This is a genomic window from Geobacter sp., assembly GCF_027327745.1.
Lineage (GTDB): Bacteria > Desulfobacterota > Desulfuromonadia > Geobacterales > Geobacteraceae > Geobacter.
Genome location: NZ_DAHVYG010000006.1, coordinates 121683 through 142079 on the forward strand (window position 1 = coordinate 121683; position 20397 = coordinate 142079).

Annotated in this window: 24 protein-coding genes; 19 read left to right on the forward strand and 5 right to left on the reverse strand. The window is 65.0% G+C overall.

Annotation, left to right across the window (positions count from 1 at the left end; genetic code table 11):
* The first annotated feature begins 63 nt into the window (after window positions 1-63).
* From M6689_RS01650 to larE, 4 genes are all read left to right on the forward strand, one after another.
* On the forward strand, window positions 64-477 hold the full coding sequence (locus M6689_RS01650; RefSeq protein WP_298267009.1) for a cytochrome c3 family protein: 414 nt from the start codon (window positions 64-66) through the stop codon (window positions 475-477).
* Between the two features lie 290 nt (window positions 478-767).
* A complete protein-coding gene (locus M6689_RS01655; protein ID WP_298267011.1) occupies window positions 768-1232 on the forward strand; it encodes an Rrf2 family transcriptional regulator in 465 nt (154 codons plus the stop codon).
* A gap of 18 nt (window positions 1233-1250) precedes the next feature.
* A complete protein-coding gene (cysK, locus tag M6689_RS01660) occupies window positions 1251-2174 on the forward strand; it encodes a cysteine synthase A (protein WP_298267014.1) in 924 nt (307 codons plus the stop codon).
* Between the two features lie 80 nt (window positions 2175-2254).
* On the forward strand, window positions 2255-3064 hold the full coding sequence (gene larE / locus M6689_RS01665; protein WP_298267016.1) for an ATP-dependent sacrificial sulfur transferase LarE: 810 nt from the start codon (window positions 2255-2257) through the stop codon (window positions 3062-3064).
* Window positions 3065-3113: 49 nt separating this feature from the next.
* Here larE and M6689_RS01670 read toward each other — a convergent pair whose 3' ends face one another.
* Both M6689_RS01670 and M6689_RS01675 read right to left on the reverse strand, forming a co-directional pair.
* Window positions 3114-3557, reverse strand: a complete 444-nt coding sequence (locus tag M6689_RS01670; protein WP_298267020.1) for an Hsp20/alpha crystallin family protein — start codon at window positions 3555-3557, stop codon at window positions 3114-3116.
* A gap of 156 nt (window positions 3558-3713) precedes the next feature.
* Complete coding sequence (locus M6689_RS01675) at window positions 3714-3887, reverse strand: hypothetical protein (RefSeq protein ID WP_298267023.1); 174 nt, start codon at window positions 3885-3887, stop codon at window positions 3714-3716.
* A 267-nt stretch (window positions 3888-4154) separates the two neighbouring features.
* On the opposite strand from M6689_RS01675, the gene M6689_RS01680 reads away from it, so the two are divergent.
* Genes M6689_RS01680 through nfi form a run of 4 tightly spaced genes read left to right on the forward strand, consistent with a single transcriptional unit; the run spans window position 4155 to window position 8787 of the window.
* Window positions 4155-4334 (forward strand): DUF4177 domain-containing protein, encoded by a 180-nt coding sequence (locus M6689_RS01680; protein ID WP_298267025.1) that lies wholly within the window; start codon window positions 4155-4157, stop codon window positions 4332-4334.
* Window positions 4335-7013 (forward strand): DNA polymerase I, encoded by a 2679-nt coding sequence (gene polA / locus M6689_RS01685; RefSeq protein WP_298267029.1) that lies wholly within the window; start codon window positions 4335-4337, stop codon window positions 7011-7013.
* Window positions 7014-7073: 60 nt separating this feature from the next.
* A complete protein-coding gene (locus M6689_RS01690; protein WP_298267031.1) occupies window positions 7074-8099 on the forward strand; it encodes a diguanylate cyclase in 1026 nt (341 codons plus the stop codon).
* Between the two features lie 16 nt (window positions 8100-8115).
* Window positions 8116-8787 (forward strand): deoxyribonuclease V, encoded by a 672-nt coding sequence (nfi, locus tag M6689_RS01695; RefSeq protein WP_298267032.1) that lies wholly within the window; start codon window positions 8116-8118, stop codon window positions 8785-8787.
* Between the two features lie 45 nt (window positions 8788-8832).
* Here nfi and M6689_RS01700 read toward each other — a convergent pair whose 3' ends face one another.
* Window positions 8833-9372: a hypothetical protein gene (locus M6689_RS01700; RefSeq protein ID WP_298267035.1), complete on the reverse strand. Its 540-nt coding sequence runs from the start codon at window positions 9370-9372 to the stop codon at window positions 8833-8835.
* 140 nt (window positions 9373-9512) lie between these two features.
* On the opposite strand from M6689_RS01700, the gene M6689_RS01705 reads away from it, so the two are divergent.
* Both M6689_RS01705 and M6689_RS01710 read left to right on the forward strand, forming a co-directional pair.
* Window positions 9513-10238, forward strand: a complete 726-nt coding sequence (locus tag M6689_RS01705; RefSeq protein WP_298267038.1) for a DUF4197 domain-containing protein — start codon at window positions 9513-9515, stop codon at window positions 10236-10238.
* Window positions 10239-10247: 9 nt separating this feature from the next.
* Window positions 10248-11150 carry a L,D-transpeptidase family protein gene (locus M6689_RS01710; RefSeq protein WP_298267040.1) on the forward strand — a complete coding sequence of 301 codons (903 nt, stop codon included), beginning with the start codon at window positions 10248-10250 and terminating at the stop codon, window positions 11148-11150.
* Between the two features lie 4 nt (window positions 11151-11154).
* Here M6689_RS01710 and M6689_RS01715 read toward each other — a convergent pair whose 3' ends face one another.
* Both M6689_RS01715 and M6689_RS01720 read right to left on the reverse strand, forming a co-directional pair.
* The gene (locus M6689_RS01715; RefSeq protein ID WP_298267042.1) at window positions 11155-11547 is read right to left on the reverse strand and encodes an alanine-zipper protein; all 393 of its coding nucleotides are present in this window, start codon (window positions 11545-11547) and stop codon (window positions 11155-11157) included.
* 22 nt (window positions 11548-11569) lie between these two features.
* Window positions 11570-12202 (reverse strand): O-methyltransferase, encoded by a 633-nt coding sequence (locus M6689_RS01720; protein ID WP_298267044.1) that lies wholly within the window; start codon window positions 12200-12202, stop codon window positions 11570-11572.
* 131 nt (window positions 12203-12333) lie between these two features.
* Between M6689_RS01720 and M6689_RS01725 the strand changes: the two genes are divergently transcribed.
* From M6689_RS01725 to M6689_RS01765, 9 genes are all read left to right on the forward strand, one after another.
* The gene (locus tag M6689_RS01725) at window positions 12334-13278 is read left to right on the forward strand and encodes a DMT family transporter (RefSeq protein ID WP_298267046.1); all 945 of its coding nucleotides are present in this window, start codon (window positions 12334-12336) and stop codon (window positions 13276-13278) included.
* Window positions 13275-13628 (forward strand): TraB/GumN family protein, encoded by a 354-nt coding sequence (locus M6689_RS01730; protein ID WP_298267048.1) that lies wholly within the window; start codon window positions 13275-13277, stop codon window positions 13626-13628. Before M6689_RS01725 ends, M6689_RS01730 begins: the two co-directional genes overlap by 4 nt.
* A 24-nt stretch (window positions 13629-13652) precedes the next feature.
* A complete protein-coding gene (locus M6689_RS01735) occupies window positions 13653-14015 on the forward strand; it encodes a peptide chain release factor-like protein (protein WP_298267051.1) in 363 nt (120 codons plus the stop codon).
* A gap of 21 nt (window positions 14016-14036) precedes the next feature.
* The gene (locus tag M6689_RS01740) at window positions 14037-16475 is read left to right on the forward strand and encodes a Smr/MutS family protein (RefSeq protein WP_298267054.1); all 2439 of its coding nucleotides are present in this window, start codon (window positions 14037-14039) and stop codon (window positions 16473-16475) included.
* A gap of 49 nt (window positions 16476-16524) precedes the next feature.
* A complete protein-coding gene (locus tag M6689_RS01745) occupies window positions 16525-17106 on the forward strand; it encodes a DUF4337 domain-containing protein (RefSeq protein WP_298267056.1) in 582 nt (193 codons plus the stop codon).
* A gap of 13 nt (window positions 17107-17119) precedes the next feature.
* Window positions 17120-18028 carry a class I SAM-dependent methyltransferase gene (locus M6689_RS01750; RefSeq protein ID WP_298267058.1) on the forward strand — a complete coding sequence of 303 codons (909 nt, stop codon included), beginning with the start codon at window positions 17120-17122 and terminating at the stop codon, window positions 18026-18028.
* A gap of 187 nt (window positions 18029-18215) precedes the next feature.
* Window positions 18216-19094 carry an alpha/beta hydrolase gene (locus M6689_RS01755; RefSeq protein ID WP_298267084.1) on the forward strand — a complete coding sequence of 293 codons (879 nt, stop codon included), beginning with the start codon at window positions 18216-18218 and terminating at the stop codon, window positions 19092-19094.
* Between the two features lie 160 nt (window positions 19095-19254).
* Complete coding sequence (locus M6689_RS01760; RefSeq protein WP_298267061.1) at window positions 19255-19686, forward strand: OsmC family protein; 432 nt, start codon at window positions 19255-19257, stop codon at window positions 19684-19686.
* A gap of 27 nt (window positions 19687-19713) precedes the next feature.
* Window positions 19714-20235: an aminoacyl-tRNA deacylase gene (locus M6689_RS01765; RefSeq protein WP_298267063.1), complete on the forward strand. Its 522-nt coding sequence runs from the start codon at window positions 19714-19716 to the stop codon at window positions 20233-20235.
* Window positions 20236-20397: the final 162 nt, after the last annotated feature.

The window sequence follows — 20397 nt, forward strand, 5'->3', positions numbered from 1 at the left end:
GCGGCGGCAGTTCCACGATAAACTTGATTGGCCTTGTTTAATCGTTTTCGTGGAGGTGACGCCATGGCGAGGGGACGGGTTGTGTTGGTCGCGCTGCTGACGGGGAGTCTCCTGCTGACTTGCCTACCCACCTTGGGGGCGGAGCAGGTGCCGCACCACGGCGAGGAGGTCAACCCCCGCGGCAGCATGGAAGATTGCCTGTTCTGCCACGACGGCCGCATCGCCCGGGCCGTCGACTACTGCACCGCCAACTGCTCGATCTGGTCGTCCCATCCGGTGCGCCGCCCCTATCCCCCGCAGGGGAAGGAGAGCTCCTACCGGCCCGTTGCCGAGCTCCAATCCCTGGGGATCGTGCTGGTGGACGGTGCCGTTGACTGCATTTCCTGCCATGATCTACGGAATCCCGAAAAGGGACATCTCGTCCCCGACACGGAACAGGTCGGTCTCTGCGTCGCCTGCCACGTGAACCTGCGGTAATTTCCTCTCTCGTTCCATGTCTATTCGCCGGCCCGGCGGTTAATTCTCCTGCAGATGCAACGGGAATTATCCGAAGCGTCAATTGAGTTCTTGATGTTTTAAGTAAAGGAAGGTATAGTTCTCTCAAAATTCAGAGGGAAACTCTTGCAAAACGTCATGAGGAGGCCGGGATGCACGGCGCAAGCGAGCGAGGAAGCGAGGCGTACCCGTCGGTACGTTGAGCTTTCGAGCGAGCGGCAACAAAGCAGACCGGCCCCCGCAGTAGTTTTGCAAAAGCTTCAGGGGGAACGATGAAGCTTTCCACCAAAAGCCGCTATGGTCTGCGGGCGATCTTCGACATTGCGTACAATTCCGGTAATCTCCCCGCCCAGGTGCAGGATATCTCCCGGCGGCAGGGGATTTCGCCCCGCTACCTCGAACAGATTTTCCAGGGGCTCAAGCGGGCCGGCATCCTCAAGAGCAAGAGGGGACCCCAGGGGGGGTACTTTCTGGCGAGAAAGCCGGAGGAGATCACCGTGGCCGATGTCCTTCTCGCTACGGAGCGGGACATCAACCTCGTCGAGTGTGTAAAGAAGAAAAAGAAGAAGCCCGACTGCACCTTCGACGGCAGCTGCGTGACCCAGGAACTCTGGTGCGAGGCGGGGACCAGGCTCGTCGAATACTTCTCGTCCATCACCATCAAGGACCTGTGCGACCGCGGCCAGCAGCTGGGGATCAAGCGGGAGCAGGACCATCGGTTCATGTATTTCATCTAGGGAACTAAGGAGGCGGAAATGCCGGTGCTTACCAGTTACAACGTTATCGAACAGATCGGAAACACCCCGCTGCTGCGGCTGGCGGCCCTCGAAGCGCCGGGCTCGGCGGCGGTGTACGCCAAGGCGGAGTTCTTCAACCCGGGCGGGAGCGTGAAGGACCGGATCTGCCTCTCGATGATCGAGGCCGCGGAACGCGACGGCCTCCTCAAGCAGGGGATGACGGTCGTGGAGCCCACCAGCGGCAACACCGGCATCGGCCTCTCCATGATCTGCGCGGTGAAGGGGTACAAGCTGATCCTCACCATGCCGGACACCATGACAGTCGAGCGGCGGCGGCTCCTGGCCGCCTACGGCGCCGAGCTGGTCCTCACTCCCGGGGCCCAGGGGATGCGCGGTGCCGTGCAGAAGGCGGAGGAGCTGGCGGCCCAGCCGGGCCACATCATGATGCAGCAGTTCAAGAACCCGGCGAACCCCGAGGTGCACCGCAAGACCACCGGTCCGGAGATTCTCAGCGCCCTGGACGGCCAGTCCATCGACGCCTTCGTGGCCGGCGTCGGGACCGGCGGCACCATCACCGGCGTCGGCGAGGTGCTGAAGGCGCATAATGGGGGGGTCCGCATCGCGGCGGTGGAGCCGGATGCGTCGCCGGTCCTCTCCGGGGGGCAGCCGGGTCCCCACAAGATCCAGGGGATCGGCGCCGGTTTCGTCCCTGATGTGCTCAACACAAGGGTCTACGAAGAGATCATCCGGGTAACCAACGAGGATGCCTACGAGACGGTCCGGCGCCTGGCCCGCGACGAAGGGATCCTGGTGGGGATATCCTCCGGGGCCAACGTCTTCGCCGCCCTGCAGGTGGCGAAGAAGCTCGGTCCGGGGAAGAACGTCGTCACGATCCTCTGCGACACCGGCGAGCGGTATCTGTCGACGGGAGTGTTCGACTAGCCTGGCGGTAACAAGAACCTTTCCGGATAATACCGAAGAAGCCCGTTCCCCGAACGGGCTTCTCGTTTAAGGGACCACCAATGAACGACGTGCATCAAAAATACGAAAAACTCAAAAACATTCTCCGGGAGATGGGGTCGGTGCTCGTCGCCTTCTCCGGCGGGGTCGACTCGACGTTCCTCCTGCGGGTAGCCCACGATCTCCTCGGCGACGGCGCCGTGGCGCTCACTGCCACCTCCCCCACCTACCCGGAATCGGAGTTCGACGAGGCGGTGGCCCTCGCCCGGGAGATCGGCGCGCGGCTGGTCGTGGCGGAGTCCAACGAGCTGGAGATCCCCGACTTCGCCTTCAATCCCCGCAACCGCTGCTACTACTGCAAGAAGGAGCTGTTTCAGATGGCCGGCCGCAAGGCGGCGGAACTGGGGCTCGCCTGGGTCGCCGACGGGAGCAACGTGGACGACCTCTCTGACATCCGGCCGGGGCGCCGGGCGATCCAGGAGCTGGGGGTCCGGAGTCCCCTGCTGGAGGCGGAGCTCGGCAAGGCGGAGATCCGGGAACTGAGCCGGGAGCTGGGGCTTGCCACCTGGGACAAGCAGCCCTTCGCCTGCCTGTCGAGCCGCTTTCCCTACGGGACGGAGATCACGCCGGAGCGGCTCCGGAAGGTGGGGGCCTGCGAGGAGTTTCTCCGGAAGGAGGGGTTCTCCACCTACCGCGTCCGCTACCATGGTGAGACGGCCCGGATCGAGCTCGCCGAGCGGGAGATCCCGCGGCTGCTGGAGCCGGAGCTGCGGCGGAAGGTGACGGCGCACTTCAAGAGGATCGGGTTTACCTACGTGGCGCTGGATCTGGAAGGGTACCGGACGGGGAGCATGAACGAGGGTTCGCGCTGAAAAACGCGTGAGCGTGAACAAAAAGGCCGGGTTTCCCCGGCCTTTTGCCTTACTTCACTTCCACGTTGATCTGCTTCGGCTTGGTCTCTTCCCGCTTGGGGAGGGTGATGGTGAGGACCCCCTTGTCGCAGGTCGCCTTGACCTTCTCCTGGTCGATGGTGTGGGGGAGGGAGAAGCTGCGCTGGAAGCCGCCGTAGTAGCGCTCGATCCGGTGGTAGTTCTCCTTGCGCACTTCCTCTTCGTGCTTGCGCTCGCCCCGCAGCGTCAGGGTATTGTCCTCGATCCGCACCTCGATGTCCTTCTGGTCGATGCCGGGAAGCTCGGCCTTGATGACCACGAAATTCTCGTCCTCGAAGATGTCCACGGGCGGCTGCCAAGCCCCTTCGCGGAGCTCTTCCCCCCCTTCGCGGCTCCAGGCGAGGTCGAGGAGCCGGTTCATCTGCTCCTGCAGGTTCCTGAGATCACGGAATGGGCTGTACTTGACGATTGCCATGGCTGAAAGACCTCCTCTGGGATGATTGTATAGACTTGGTGGTGAATGCATCTGAGTGAAAGATAATAACGCCAGCTCCAAAGTCAAGGGGGGGAGCCGCCACCATGACGACTCCCCCCCCCTTTTGCGTTTTCTCTTCTATGTTCCGGTCGGACTTTAGACCCGTTTCCCCTTGGGAATGCTGTGCTTGAGTTTTTTCGATCCATCGTAGAGGGTGCTCTTCAGAAGTCCCCTCCGCTCCTTCATATCCTTCTTGTCGTAGTCGGTCTCAAGGGTCATCTCAGCGTCTTCAGCCAATCTTTCGATCACTTCGGTTTCTTTTTCCATCATACCGAACACCTCGTGTCGTTGATGTGCACCCCCGCGGGGAGGTGCGGTTGCCGATCGATACTTTCTGTCACCTCCTTTGCCTGTGATGATAATCATGATACCACGTCACCCGGGCGTTGCAAACGGCGATAAAATTAATTTTTCTAATTGTATTGCTGGGTTATACTTGCCGTAAACTGTCCGGTGTCGTGATTTTTCTGCGGCTTAATCCTTGAAGCACGGGATGAGATGGGCTACTATTCCCGGAAACCGTCCGGGAGGTGATGCGTGCTGACATACAAGGTGGTCGAGCTGAGTACCGTGACGGAGGACACCCTGGAGGAGGTCCTGAACGAGTGGACGGCCAAGGGATGGCGCCTCGACGGGATGCAGTTCGCCATGCGGGAGGCGAGCCGGCGGCCGAGCATGGCCTTCGTCATCTTCACCCGCGAGCCGGAGGGGAACTGAATGGCCGCCCCTCCGACCCTCTACCTCATCGACGGCTCCTCCTACATCTACCGGGCCTACTACGCCATCCGGCACCTCTCGTCCCCCAAGGGGTTCCCCACCAACGCCCTCTACGGCTTCACCCAGATGCTCCTCAAGGTAATGAAGGAGCGCCGCCCCGACCATCTGGCCGTGGTCTTCGACGCGGGGCGCACCACCTTCCGCACCGAGCTCTACCCCGACTACAAGGCCAACCGCTCCGCCATGCCCGACGACCTGGTCCCCCAGATCGCCCCCATCAAGGAGATGGTCCGGGCCTTCAATATCCCGGTGCTGGAACTGGCGGGATACGAGGCGGACGACATCATCGGCACCATCGCCCGGGAGTGCGAGGAGCGGGGGATGGAGACGGTGGTGGTCACCGGCGACAAGGACCTGATGCAGATCGTGAGCGACCGGGTGACGCTCCTCGACACCATGAAGGAGAAGGTCTCCGGCATCCCCGAGGTGCGGGAGCGCTTCGGCGTCGGCCCCGAAGGGGTGATCGACATCCTGGGGCTTGCCGGCGACAGCTCCGACAACATCCCCGGCGTTCCGGGTATCGGCGAGAAGACCGCCATCAGGCTGATCCAGGAGTTCGGCTCCCTCGACGCGCTTCTTGAGAAGGCCGGTGAGGTGAAGGGGAAGACCGGGGAGAAGCTCCGGGAGTTTGCGGAGCAGGCCCGCCTCTCGCGGAGGCTTGCCACCATCGTGCAAGACGTGCCGGTTCCCTTCGACTTTGAAGCCTTCGCCGCCTCCCCCCCCGACAACCGGCGTCTCGCCGAGCTCTTCCGGGAGTACGGCTTCACCACCCTCATGAAGGAGCTGACCAGCGAGGCGACCCTCTCCACCGAGCAGTACCGGACCATCTTCAACGAGGAGGAGTTCCGGGCGTTGCTGGCGGAACTGGAGGCGGCCGGCACCTTCGCCGTGGACCTGGAGACCACGAGCCTGAACCCCCTGGAGGCGGAGATCGTCGGCATCTCCCTGAGCTTTCGCGACCACGAGGCGTGCTACATCCCGGTGGGGCACTTCTACCTCGGGGCGCCGGGGCAGCTCCCCCGCCAGCGGGTACTGGACGCCCTGCGGCCACTGCTCACCGACCCGAGGGTGCGCAAGGTGGGGCAGAACCTGAAATACGACTACCAGGTCTTCCGCCGCCACGGCATCGAGCTGGCGGGGGTCTGGTGCGACACCATGGTCGCCTCCTACCTCCTGAACCCGCTCCGCTCCAGCCATGGCCTCGACTCCCTCTCCGTGGAGCATCTGGACCACAAAATGATCTCCTACGAGGAGGTGGCGGGGAAGGGGAAAGAGCAGGTGAACTTCGCCCAGGTGCCGGTGGAGAAGGCGTCAGTGTACTCCTGCGAGGATTCGGACGCCGCGTGGCTCCTCCACCGCCTCTTCCTCCCCCGTGTGGCGGAGACGGGGATGGAGCGGCTCTTTTTCGAGGTGGAGATGCCCCTGGTGCCGATCCTGGCCGAGATGGAGCTGGCCGGGGTGAGGCTAGACCTCTCGCTCCTCGGTGAGCTCTCCGCCGGCTTCGGTGCGCAGCTCTCGGAGCTGGAGGGGCGGATCACGGGGCTTGCGCCGGAGCCCTTCAACCTCAACTCCCCCAGGCAGCTGGGCGAGGTCCTCTTCGAGAAGATGGGGCTTCCCACCGGCAAGAAGACCAAGACCAAGACCGGCTGGTCCACCAACGTGGAGGAACTGGAGCGCCTGGCGGAGGCGGGGCACGAGATCGCCGCCCTCATCCTCCAGTACCGGGGTCTGGCGAAACTCAAATCCACCTACACCGACGCCCTGCCGAAGCTGGTGCATCCGGCCACCGGCCGGGTCCACACCTCTTACAACCAGACCGTCACCAACACGGGGCGCCTCTCCTCGTCGGAGCCGAACCTGCAGAACATCCCGGTCCGGACCGAGGAGGGGAGGCGGATCCGGCGAGCCTTCATCGCCGAAGCGGGACATGTGCTCCTCTCCGCCGACTACTCCCAGATCGAGCTGCGGGTCCTGGCCCACCTCTCGGGGGACCGGGTCTTCTGCGACGCCTTCGCCCGGGACGAGGACATCCACACCCGTACCGCCTCCGAGGTCTTCGGCCTCTTCCCCGAGATGGTGACCCCGGAGATGCGGCGCCAGGCCAAGGCGATCAACTTCGGCGTCATCTACGGCCAGGGGGCCTTCAGCCTCGCCAGGCAGCTCGGCATCGCCACCAGGGTCGCCAGGGAGTTCATCGACAACTACTTCGCCCGCCACCCCGGCGCCCGGACCTTCCTGGACGGCTGCATGCGGGAGGCGGAGGAGAACGGGTACGTGACGACGCTGCTGGGCCGCCGGCTCCCGATCCCCGACATCAAGAGCGCCAACGGCAACATCCGGGCCTTTGCCCAGCGAAACGCCGTCAATTACCCGATCCAGGGCTCCGCCGCCGACATCATCAAGGAGGCGATGGTAAAGGTGACGCAGCGGCTGAAGCGCGACCGCATGGGGAGTCGCCTCATCATGCAGGTCCACGACGAACTGGTCTTCGAGGTGCCGGAAGAGGAGCGGACCGCCATGGAACGGCTCGTGCAGCACGAGATGGAGCATGCCGTGGAGTTGCGGGTGCCGCTGAGGGTCGAGGTGAACTGCGGGCGGAACTGGAGCGAGGCCCACTGATTGGTAAACGGTGTGGCGGGGCGTCAGCCGCCCCGATAACGGTCGGTGAGGAGGTTTACCATGGGGAGCGACATACTGCACGAGATCATCGATCAGTGCCTGAGCCTTGAACGGAAGGCGGCGCAGATCTTCGGCACCTTCGCGTCCCACGCGGAGAACGATGATGCCCGACGCTTCTGGGAGGCGGTGGCGGCCCAGACGAACCATCACACCGCCCTGTTAGTCCAGCTCCGCGCCGCGGAGAGCGGGAATCTCCTCCCCCTGGTCATCTACCGGCCGGCTGATACGCGGGAGGAGCTCGACATGATCGAGCGCAACATCGAGGAGCAGTTCGAGCGCTACCGGCGGGCCCCGAACCCGGAAGCCGCCTGCCTCCTCGCCTTCCGCCTGCAGCTCTGCCTTCTCCACCCCGCCTTCGCCAGCATCTGCCGCATGGCTAAGGACACCACCGGCGAGGATGCCAACGACCACGGCTACGGCATTTACCTGCGCCGCTTCATCGACGGCATCGGCTCCTGCGGCATGGCCACCCCCGCGTCGGAACTCCTGGGCGAGGCCCTGTTCCGTCTCTGGAACGAGGCCCGGCAGCTGGCGGCCCAGGCCCATCTCGACCCCCTCACCGGCGTCCTCACCCGAGCCGCATTCTTCCGGGAGGTAATGCCCCTCGCCCACGCCGCCCAGCGCACCGGGAGCAATGTGGGGGTGATGATGATCGATCTCGACTACTTCAAGCTGCTGGGCGAGAGCCGCGGCCACGAGGCCGGCGACCGGGTGCTCCAGGTCGTTGCCGACACCATCACGGCGCAGCTGCGGCGCTCCGACGTGGTGGGGCGCTACGACGGCGACGAGTTCATCGTATTCCTCTCGCCGGTGGAGCCGGCGGCGCTTCGGACCGTGGCCGAGAACCTCCGGGCGCGGATCGGGGAGGCGAGCGCCCGGATCGTCCCCGCCACCGTCAGTATCGGCGTGGCCCAGGGGGAACTGGGGGCCGGCGTCGAAGAGGCCCTCGGCAACCTGATCCGCACCGCCGACGAGTGCCTGATGCAGGCGAAATACACGGGGAAGAACAAGGTGGTGCTCAGGTGAGGCCGCGGAGGAGACGGTGATCCTTCCGTTTCCCTGGCCCGCCACCGTTGCGGAGGCGAAGCCGATCCAGGAGCGCCTGGCGCGGCAGGTGCGGCTGGTTCCCCTCGGGCACGAGCCGGCCACCGTGGCGGGGGTCGACGCCGCCTTCGCCGGCGACCGGATCGTCGCCGCGGCAACGCTCTTCGCCTTTCCCTCTCTGGAACCGCTGGAGACGGCCCACGCCGTGATGCCGTTCTCCTTTCCCTACGTTCCCGGCTATCTCTCCTTCCGGGAAGCCCCCGCCTTCATCGCCGCCCTCGAACGGCTCTCCCGCCGTCCCGACCTCCTCATCGTCGACGGCCAGGGGATCGCCCATCCCCGCCGGCTCGGCATCGCGTCGTTTCTCGGCGTCCTCCTCGACCTCCCCGCCATCGGGAGCGCCAAGTCGCGGCTCGTGGGCGAACATGCGGACCCCGCCCCGGAGCGGGGGGCGTGGACCCCCCTCGTAGACCGGGGAGAGACGGTGGGGGCGGTGCTCCGCACCCGTCCCGGGGTGCGTCCCCTCTTCATCTCCCCCGGCCACCTCATCACCCTTCCCGAGGCGGTCGACATCGTCCTCCGCTGCGCCGTCCGCTACCGTCTCCCCGAGCCCCAGCGGGCCGCCGACCTCCTGGCGGGAGAGGTGAAACGCTCTCTTCAGCCAAAATAGTGCGTTTCAGCGAATGAAGCATGCGGGCAACTGCCGAATTCAGATTCAGTCCAGCCCCAGGAACGGGTAGCGGGCCAGCTCGTCCCGGCTCCAGAGGGAGAGCCCTCCCCGGGGGCCGACGGTCTCCACGGCGATGACGGCGTCGGGGTCGGCGAAGGTGATCCGGCCCGGCGCGCCGGCCTTCTCCAGGAGCGCCAGCAGATGCCCGTCGAGGAAGTGCTCCTCGTCCATGCTGGAGAGCTTCCCCCGGAAGCCGCGCCGGCACATCCGGACGTGGAAACTCTTTCCCGCCAGGGGGGCGACCCAGCCGCCGACGGCCTCGACGGCCCGCGCCTCGAACTCCTCGGCACTGTGGAAGGCGAAGGTCCGGGTGAGGGGGATGAACCGGGCGAGGAAGTTTTCGATCCCCGGCTCCTCGTCGATGCGGCGCCGCAGACGCTCCAGCGCCGCCGGGATGTCGTCCACCCGCAGGACGAGCACGTTGTAGAAGTCGGTCCGGCTCACCGGACCGAACTCCTCCAGCAGTTGCACCGTGTCCCGAAACCCCTCCTCCCGTGACGTAGCCACCACGTTCCAGTCGATCATGGTTCTTCCTCCGTTGCCGCTTCAGTTCCTTTCGAAGCGCTTCCGCTGGCCAATCTTTTCCACCGCTTGCAATGTTGCGCAAAGGATCCATACTTTCCGTACCCCTCCACGACGGGGGGCGTCACGGAAAGGAGGCCGTCATGAAATGCCCGTTGTCGTTGGCTGCCGTCATCCTGCTGTTTCCCGCCGCCGGGGTGGCCGGGGTCTTCGACGATCTCACCCGGGAGCTGCTCCCCGCGGTGCAGGAAAGCTCCCTCGACGACACCACCGTCGTCAGGGGGGTGAAGGAGGCCCTTGCCACCGGCACCGAACGGGCGGTGAAGGAAGTGGCGAAACCCGACGGCTACTTCGGCAACCGGCTCATCAGGATCCTCCTCCCCGACAAGATCCAGCAGGTGGCCAACGTCATCGGCACCCTCGGCTACCAGAGCCAGGTGGACGAGCTGGTGCTCAGCATGAACCGGGCGGCGGACAAGGCGGCTCCGAAGGCGGCGGGGTTCTTCGGCGACGCCATCCGGCAGATGTCGGTGGAGGACGCGAAGGGGATCCTGGCCGGCGGCGACCGGGCAGCCACCGACTTCTTCGAGAAAAAGACTCGCGGCAGGCTCTTCGAGGCGTTCAAACCCGCGGTGACGAAGAGCATGGAGCAGGTCGGGACCGTCCGGGCCTACAAGAACTTGCTCGACCAGTACGAGGCGCTTCCCGTCTCCGCCCTGACCGGCACCCAATCCCTGAACCTCGACGACTACGTGACCAACAAGGCCCTCGATGGCCTCTTCGCGATGATTGGTGCCGAAGAGAAGAAGATCAGAACGGACCCGGCGGCCCGCACCACCGACCTGCTGCGGACGGTGTTCGGGCAGTAGGAGGAGGGGATGGCTTTCCCCCGCGTCGCTATCGTGAAGCGGTGGCACCGGAGGACGGCGCTGCTGGCGTGGGTGGCGCTCCTGGGGACGCTGCCGGCGGAGGCGGCCGTCTTTCCGGGCCCTGGCGAGGTGGTGGGCCGGAGCCTGCTCCGGGAGGTGCGGCCGGGGGAATCGCTCATCGAGGTCGCCCGGACCTACGACCTCGGTTTCAATGAAATCGCAGCGGCCAACCCCGGCCTCGACCCGTTCGTACCCCCCACCGGAACCCCCGTCACCATCCCGGGGGAGCATGTCGTGCCGGCGGCGGTGGCGCCGGGGCGCCTCGTGGTGAACCTCTCCGAACTCCGCCTCTACTTTGTTCCGGTCTCGGGTCCCCCCGTCGTGGCCACCTTTCCGGTCGGCACCGGGAGCGAGGGGACGGAGACCCCTCCCGGCAGCTACCGGGTGATGGAAAAGCGCGCCGATCCCCCCTGGCACGTTCCACTCTCCATCCGGCGCGAGCACCCCCGCCTCCCCGCCGTGGTCCCTCCCGGACCCGACAACCCCCTCGGGAGCCACACCCTGCGCCTGACCGACGACGGTCTCATGATCCATGGCACTAACAGGCCGTGGGGGGTGGGGCGCGCGGTGAGCCACGGCTGCATCCGCCTTTACCCGGAGGATATTCCCGTGCTCTTTCGCCTGGTCCCCGTCGGGACCCCGGTCGCCATAGTCCGCGAACCGGTGAAGGTGGCGGTGCAGGACGGTCGTCTCCTCATCGAGGTCCACCGCGACGACGGGGCGCAGATCGACTATGCGGCGGAGGCGACCCGTCTCATCCTGGCGCGGGATGCCCTCGGCCAAGTGAATGCGCTACGCCTGTTCCGGGCCCTGGCCGAGAAGCGCGGAGTGCCGGTCGATATCGGCCGGTGACCTGTTACTTCTTCTGCTGGAGCTCGAAGGCCTTCACCGATTTCCCCGCCGCCTTCTCCGCCTGCTGGGCTGCCCCTTCCGCCCTGGATGCGGCGGCTTCGGCCCGGGAGGCGGCCGTCTCGGCCCGGCTCGCCGCGGTGGAGGCCGCGCCCGCCGAGCTCTGGGCGCTCTGGGCCGCCTGCTGGGCCTCATTCTTCGCCGCGTCGATATCGGCGGGTGAGACTACGGGCCGCTTCGCCAGGTCGGTAACCTGGGCCTCGATGGTGCTCAGCCGCTTCTCCACTCCGCTGAGCCGGTCCGCCAGGGGAGCGGTCTGCTCTTGGACGAAGCCTTTGGTGGCGCACCCCGCCGCGAGGGCGAGGAACGGGACGACTGCCGCGGTGACGATTCGTTTCATGGGTTCCCCTTTCTGCCGCCTCCTATGACAGGCGGTAGGCTATCATCACCCCGTCCCGCAACGGGATGATGGTGGTGAAAAAATCACGTCGGCTGCAGATGAAGTCGTTGAACTCCCGGATGGTGCGGGTTCCCGGGTCGTCTTCCCCCTCCGCCACCCTGCCGTGCCAGAGGGCGTTGTCGGAGATGAGGAGGGCATTTTTCGCCAGGCGCGGGATCATTGTTTCCGCCGCCCGCAGGTACTGCTCCTTGTCGAGGTCGATGAAGAGGATGTCGATGTCGCGGTACTCCGGGCCGATCTCCAGGGCGTCCCCCTCCCGGAGCTCCACCCGGTTGATGAGGCCATTCTGCCGGAACATGGTCCGGGCGTATTCGATGTTTGCCCCGTCGCGATCGGTCATCACCACCTTGCCGGTGATGCTGACGGCCCGGGCGAACCACCACGCGGAGTAGCCAAAGCCTGAGCCGAGCTCCACCACGAGCTGGGGCTGCCGGAGCCGGGTGAGGAGGTAGAGGAGCCGCCCCACGAGGCGGTCGACGATCGGAAAAGCCAGCTCCCGGGCCCGCTTTTCCATGGCGATCAGGTCCGGGTCGTCTTCGGGAGCGAGGCGCCGCAGATACTCCTCGATACGGGGATCGGTGATCTGGATCATCATCGGTTCCTCTCTTGGGCGGCGACGTTGCATTGATGCGAGCTAACCTAACTAGTCTAGCACCCCGGGGGAGATGCGCAACGGGGGCGAGAACATCTGTTGACTTCCGGACCCCCGCCGTCTTTAATAGAAAGATGTCTTACGCACGCGAAACGGCACCGCTGCCGCAGGGAAAGGTCACGGCGATCCTCGTCCTCACCACGCTCATGTGGGGGGGGAGCTTCCTCTTCAACAAGATCGGGATGCGGGAGATCCCCCCGGTCCAGTTCTTCTTCTTCCGCTTCGCCCTGGGGGCGCTCCTCATGGGGCTCATCTGCATCCCGCGCCTGGGGCGCCTCAACCGCCAGATCGTCCGGCGGGGGGCGGTGGTGGGGGTCGCCCTGGCGGCGGTGAATCTCTCCTTCGTCCTCGGCGTCTCGGGGACCACCATCTCCCGGGCGGGTTACCTCAACAACCTCTTCGTCATCTTCATCCCGCTCCTCTCGTTTCTCCTCTGGCGCGAGCGGGTCGACCGGGTCACCTTTGGCGGGGTCCTCCTCGCCGTGGCGGGGCTCTGGTTCCTGGCCAGCGGCGGGGCGAATGGGTTCAACCGGGGGGATCTCCTCTCCACGGTCTGCGCCCTCTTCATCGCCGTCCATATCATCGCGGTGTCGCGGGTCCTGCGGGACGAGGACGTCTACCTCGTCACCTTCGTGCAGTTCACCACCGTGGCCTGCGTTGGGGCGGTCATCTCCCTGGCCCTGCCGTGGCCGGCGTTCCGGGTCGGGGTGGCGGGGGGATGGTCCCTGGCTTACTGCGCCATCTTCCCGACGGTGATCTGTTTCACGCTCCAGAACGCCTTCCAGCGCTACACCACCCCCACCAGGGCGGGGCTCATCTACACCCTCGACCCGGTCTGGAGCATGCTCGCCGGGGTCTTCATCCTCGGCGAACGCCTCACCCCGCGGGAGTTCTCCGGCTGCATGCTGATCCTTGTCGCCGTGGCCGGACCGCTCTTCGTGCGGCTCTACGTGGAGCAGAAACAGCGGATCCTCTACCGCCCCGACGCCGCCGGCGAAGCGGCGGAGGAGGGGAAATGAACGAGCACTCGCTCCTGGACAGCTTCACCCCGCGGGAGCAGGAGCTGTTCCTCATCAGCACGATGCGCGAGGGGGGTGAGAAGCTCGACGCCGCCTACCGGGCGTGGGAAAGCGGCGACGCCGCGGCCCTGGAAGAGGCAACCCTCGGCGAGTTGAAGCGTGACCCCTCCCTGGAGCCGGTCTTCGAGAAGCTCATCTTCGCCCGCAACCGCGCCATGGCCGCCGCCATCGAGCGCCGGATGCAGGGGAAGGGGCCGGTCTTCGTGGTGGTGGGAGCGGCGCACCTGGTGGGTCCCCGGGGGATCGTGGAGCTCCTGCGGCGCAAGGGATACCGGGTCGAGCAGCAGTAGCGGCGCGGCCGAAAGCGTGATGCCATGACCACGACCTTTGCCGTGAGCGAGGAGAAAAACCGCTGGCTCCGCGAGAAGATGGCGGAGCTCGGGGTGACCGAGGGAGACCTGGAGGAGAGCTTCGTCCGCTCCTCCGGCGCCGGGGGACAGCACGTCAACAAGACCTCATCCTGCGTCCAGATCCGCCACCGCCCCACCGGCATCGAGGTCAAGTGCATGAAGGACCGGAGCCAGTCAGTGAACCGCTTCCTGGCCCGGCGGGAACTGCTGGAGCGGATCGAGCGGCTGCAGAAGGGGGAAGCACCCCGGGACGCCAGGGCGGAGAAGCTGAAAAAGCAGAAGGCGCGACGGAAACGGCGCGCCAGCGGAAAGTACGAAAAGGAATAAGCACACGAAGGACTTACTTAGATGATCAGAACCGAAACCCTCCGCACCCTCGAATTCGACAAGATCCTCTCGGCCATCGCCGGCTACGCCCACAGCGACGCCACGCGGGAGGAGATCGAGCTCGTCCGTCCCCTGGGGGACGGCGGCGCCATCGCCCGGCGCTTCGGCCAGGTGGGGGAGATCCGCAGGATGGTCCAGACGGGGGTTTCCCTTCCCCTCTCCTCCTTCGAGGATATCACCCCGCTGTTGGCGGCGGTCCGTCCCGAGGGGGCGGTCCTGGATCCCATGGAGCTGGTGATCCTCTTCCCGGTGCTGCGGACCATGACCGCCATCGCCAGGCAGTTCGCCTACCGCTCGGATATCCCGCTTCTGAAGGAGCTGGTGGGGCACCTCACCGGCTTCCCCGACATCCTCGACGAGCTGGAGGTCTCCATCGACTCCGAAGGGGAGATCCTCGACTCCGCCTCGCCGCTTCTCTACGACCTGCGCCAGAAGAAGCGCTCCCTCACCGAGCGGATCCGGCGGCGGCTGGCCGAGATCGTCCGGGAGACGGGGGTCACCAATTTTCTCCAGGACGACTTCATCACCCAGCGGGGGGGGCGGTGGGTGATCCCGGTACGGATGGACTCCAAGGGGATGGTGCCGGGGGTGGTGCATGATGTCTCCAACTCCGGCGAGACCGCCTTCATGGAGCCCCTGGAGATCATCGGCCTTGCCAACGAGCTGGAGAACCTGGTGGCCGAGGAGAAGGCGGAGATGATCCGGATCGTCCGGACCATCTGCCGGATGATCCGCCGGGAGGCCGACGGGATGGAGGAGCAGTTCCGGACCCTGGTCTACCTCGATCTCCTGAACGCCGTCGCCTCCTTTGCCGATTCCCTCGGTGCCGAGACCCCCGAGATCAACGACGCCCGCTTCATCCGGGTGAACGAGGGGCGCCATCCGCTCCTGGCCCTCATGGCGCGGGAGCGGGAAGCGGGCAGGGTGGTGCCGCTCGACCTGGCGCTGGGTTCTGATTCCCCCTCTCCCCAACCCTCTCCCCCCAGGGGAGAGGGAGCGTTTCCCCCTCCCTTGATGGGAGGGGGTGAGGGGGAGGGTGTTGATTCGGTCATGGTCATTACCGGTCCCAACGCCGGCGGCAAGACCATCTCCCTCAAGACCACCGGCCTCCTCCACCTCATGGCCCTGGCGGGGATTCCGGTGCCGGCGGCCTCCACCTCGTCGTTTCCCCTCATCTCCGACCTCCTGGTGGATATTGGCGACGAGCAGTCCATCGAGCAGAGCCTCTCCACCTTCTCGGCCCACGTCTCCAACATCGCCCAGATCCTCTCGCGGGGCGACCACCGGACCGTGGTGCTGCTGGACGAGCTCGGCACCGGCACCGAGCCGGTCCAGGGGGCGGCCATCTCCTGCGCCGTCCTGGCCGACCTGCAGGAGCGGGGGGCGCTGGTCATCGCCACCACCCACCTCACCGACATCGTCGGCTTCGTCCACAAGCGCGACGGCATGGTGAACGCCTCCATGGAGTTCGACCGGGAGACCCTCACCCCCCTCTACCGCCTCAAGAAGGGGGAGCCGGGGCAGTCCCACGCCCTGGAGATCGCCCGCCGCTACGGCCTTCCCGACCGGGTGGTGGAGTTCGCCACCGGGATGCTCGGCCGGATGGAGACCGAGTTTCACGAGCTTTTGGCCGAGCTCAAAGAGCAGCGGCGGCGCCACGAGGAAGCCCTGGCCGAGGCGGAGCGCCTGCGGCGGGATGCCGAGGAGAAGGCCCGCATCGCCCGGGAGCGGCTGGCCGAAGCCGACACCAAGCGGCGCGAGGCGGTGGAGAAGGCGCTCCAGGAGGCGCGGGAGATCGTCCGCGGTGCCCGGCGCGACGTGAACGCCATCATCGAGGAGGCCCGGCGGGAGAAGAGCCGCGAAGCGCGGCGAAAGATCGACGAGGCCGAGGCCCAGGTGGAGGCGAAGCTGCAGGAGTTCCACCCCGAGGAGACCCTCTCCCTCGACGCCATCCACGAGGGGGACACGGTCTTCGTGAAGGGAATCGGCCACGACGGCACCATCACCGCCGTCGACCGCAAGGGGGGGCGCCTGCGGGTGCGGGCTGGCGCCATGGAGCTCGAAGTGGTGGTGGCCGACGTGGCCCCCCGCCGGGGAAAGGCGACGGAGGCGAAACTGCGGGCCGGTGCCGGAAAGAAGGCGGCGCCGGAACAGGAGGCCCCCCACGAGCTGAAGCTGATCGGTCTTCGGGTGGACGACGCCCTGGGGCGGCTGGAGCGGTTCCTGAACCACGCCTCCCTGGAGGGATACCGGGAGGTGCGGATCGTCCACGGCAAGGGGACCGGCGCCCTCATGCGGGCCGTGCGCGAGTACTTGGACGGCCATCCCCTGGTGCTCGAATTCCGCCCCGGCGAGCCCTTCGAAGGAGGGGAGGGGGCCACCGTGGTGACGATGCGCTAGCGCCTTTGCCGCTGATGCGATGAAAATCTGCCCAAGGAGCTGATACTCAATGGAAACCATGGAAGCCCGGCTCGCCGAGGCTGAATCCCGCAACCGGCTCAACAACCGCGTCGCCGTGGCGGTGGCGCTCATCTCCGCCTTCATGGCGGTCACCAAGATCAAGGACGACAACATCGTCCAGGCGATGCTCCAGGCCAAGTCCGACGCGGTGGACACCTGGAACGAGTACCAGGCCAAGAAGCTCAAGCTTCATCTGGCCGAGCTCGGCCTGAACCAGGCCCGGGCCCTGCGGCTGGCGGTGCCGCCCCACGGGGCGAAGGCCCTGGCGGACCAGGAAAGATCCTACGCCACCACCATCGCCCGCTACCAAGGCGAGAGCGAGTCGATCATGAAAAAGGCGAAGGGGTTCGAGAAGCAGTACGACGACCTCAACTTCCGGGACGACCAGTTCGACCTCTCCGATGCCCTCCTCTCCCTTTCACTGGCGATCCTGGCGGTGACGGCCCTCACCTCCAACCTCTGGCTCTTCCGCTTCTCGCTTATCTTCGCCGGCTTCGGCGGCGTCATGGGGGTGGCGGGACTGATGGAGCTTCCGCTCCACCCCGGCTGGCTGACGAAGCTTCTCTCCTGAGACGGGGTGCCCCATGCTCCAGGACCCGGACGATACCTACATTGCCACCATTGCCGCCCACTGTGACCTGCTGGGCAAAGAGGTCCTCGAAGTGGGGTGCGGCACCGGGCGGATCACCCGCGACCTGGCCCGGCACGCCGCCAGGGTCGTGGCCGTGGACCCCGACAAAGGCGCCCTGGCAAAGGCCCGTGCTACCGCCCCTGCCGCCACCGTCCGGTTCCTCCCCATGCCTGACGGCGTCCTCGACTTTCCCCCCGCCTCCTTCGATGTCGTCATCTACACCCTCTCCCTCCACCACGTTCCCCCCGATCAGATGGACGAAAGCCTCCGCACCGCCGCCGGCCTCCTCCGGGAAGGGGGTGTCATCGTCGTCGTGGAGCCGGACGAGGGCGGCTCCTTCACCGAGGCCAAGGAGCGTTTCGGCGCCGGCAGCGGCGACGAGCGCCCCGCCCGGGAGGCCGCCATCCGCGCCATGCACGGGCTTGAGGGTTGGAGCGTGGGGGAGACGGTCCGCTTCCGCGTCCGCTTCCTCTTCGCCGACGAAGACGACTTCATCGCCTCGAAGCTCCCCGGCTTCGGGGAGCAACCAGAGGCCCACCGGCGCACGGTGCGGGAATTCCTCGCCCGGCACCGCACGGCGGAGGGAATCGTCCTCGACGCCGGCCGGCGGCTGAATGTGCTGCGGCGGGGGAGCCTTCAGTTGATCGCCGGGAGAACCGCCCAGGAGTTCAATCAACGCAAGGTTCGGCTACATGGAAGAGAGATGCCAGCTGATCAAGAAAACAAATCCGTGCAGTTGCAGACAGTGGGTCCGATTCGGTCTGTCCCAGGGGTGGATCTCGAAAGATGCTTTATCCGATCCCCGTCCCCCGATTGCCGTTCAAGCCGTGAAGGAAGTGGTCGAGCTCAGAACGTTGCGTGATCTCTACCAGGACCTTTACCAGGAAGCGGCAGACGAATCTTTTGCGCAAAGGATCAAGGAGGGCATACAAAACAAAGAGTGGACTATTTTTTCATGAGCACATGTAACCCTTTGCCTCTGGCAGAGTCTAACTGACAGACCAAAATCAGGAGGCTGATCGATGAAAAAAAGGTGTTCAGAATTGGAAATGCAACGAGGCAGCGATTTCAAAACAGCCAACGTGCGGGCCAACGGTTTGAGCTTCAGCTGCATAGAATCGGGGGAAGGGCCGCTTGTCCTGGCTCTTCATGGCTTCCCCGACCTCCCGCGTACGTTCCGCCACCAGATGCGGTACCTGGCTGCGGCAGGGTATCGGGTCGTCGCCCCCTACATGCGGGGTTATTTTCCGACCGATGCCCCCGAGGGGCCGTACGAGACAGCCGCCCTGGTCCAGGATGCATTGGCCCTGATGGATGCCCTCTCCGCCGAGCCGGCCATACTCATTGGCCACGACTGGGGAGCGGCGGCCGTCTATGGAGCGGCCATCCTGGCCCCCCACAAGGTTTCTAAACTGATCACCATCGCTGTTCCCCCTTCTGCGGTCTTCGTCACATCGCTCATCACCAACCCGGAGCAGCAGCGCCGCTCCTGGTACATGTACTTTTTCCAGCTGCCGGTCGCCGAGATGGCCGTTGCCCACAACGATTACGCCTTCCTGGAACGGCTGTGGCTGGACTGGTCGCCAGGGTGGCACTATCCGCCGGAAGAGATGGCCGCCCTCAAGGATACCTTCCGGCAGCCGGGGGTCCTGAAGGCCGCCCTCAGCTACTACCGGCACACGCTCAATCCTGTCAATCACAGTTCTGGCCTCGCCCCTGTGCGTGAACGGCTGCGCGACCCGATCGGTGTGCCGACGCTTTACATCCATGGGAAGGACGATGGGTGCATCGGGCTGGAAACGACGGAAGGATTGGGAAAGGCCTTCAGCGCCGAGGTCCAGCGAAAGGTTCTGGACGGCGGGCACTTCATTCACCGGGAACGGCCGGATGAAGTAAACAGGTTGATAGGGGAGTTTCTGCAGGAATGAGCGAGTCTTTTCCGGATTCATTTCTTGACGGTGTTCCACAAGAGTACTTTCTTGCCTTGCCGTTTGATAATAACAAGACCCATGGAGTTGTGGTGTTTCACCAGGGTTTTTCTGCAAACGGTGAGGCGAAAAGCACTGAGTCAGAATAAAGGGGGAAAACATGAATGCAGGAACTGAGCTCAAGGTGACAGTCGGGGGGCTTCAGGGCAAAATGCAGCTGAAAGGGAAGGGGCATACCGGGCATGAGGTCCAGATAGATTACTTTCCCCCCCTCGGTGAGGATAACGGCTTGACTTCTCTGGAACTGCTTATGATCAGCCTGGCAAGCTGCAGCGGTCATACCGTCCTCTTCCTTTTGAGAAAGATGGGAAAGACGGTGGAGGATGTGGCTGTGAATGCGATCGGGAACCGTCGAATGGACGAGCATCCCACGGTAATCACCGATATCGAACTGCAGTTCGATCTGAAAGGGGACAAGCTTGATGCTCCTTCCGTCGAGAGGGCAATCAGGCTGTCCGAAGAGACTTATTGTCCCGTATGGGCAATGTTGAAGAGCAGTGTTGCATTGTCCTGGAAGTATTCAATAAGCTGAGGCTCCTGCAAAAGCAAGGTGGATTGAGTGGAAATCTACGCACATGAATCAGACGATGATAAGACCGCCTTCCGCGCTCTGGCGGAGATCATCAAGCGGAGCGGCCTTCCGTTCGTCCTCCATTCGCATGCCGCGACGCGGACAATGGAGGATGCGGAACAAAACCTGTCGTTCGAGGTGGCGCGGATAGTGAAAACCGTGGCCTTCCGCACCCGCAACGGCGGTATTGTCCTGGCGGCATTGCGGGGAACCAGGAGGGTCGATTATCCCCGCCTGGCGGCCCTCGTAGGCGTAAACCGCCGCGACCTTGCGCCACTCTCGCCGGAGGAGGTGAGAGGGTATTTGGGGGTGGAGCCGGGGAGCGTTTCGCCGCTGTCGTTCCGGGAGAACTCTGACCTTCTCATTGATGATGACGTGCTCACCATTCTGCCGACCATTTACTGCGGCATCGGCCGGCCTGACCGGACCCTGGAGATGGCGCCCGGTGATCTCGTGCGGCTTGCTGGCGGACGTGTCGGCGGGTTTTCGCGCCGCTCCTCTCGGTCATGAATTGATTAAGGTAAGGTTCGCGATGTACCCGAATCCGCTGCTGCCTGGCTGGAGTCGGATCAAGTTAACTATCTGAAATATTACAGTTAATGGGCTTATCTGCCCTTGTTTTTAGCCTTAGAGCCATGTTTTTGCCGGTAAAAAGGGGCCTGTAAGAATGGC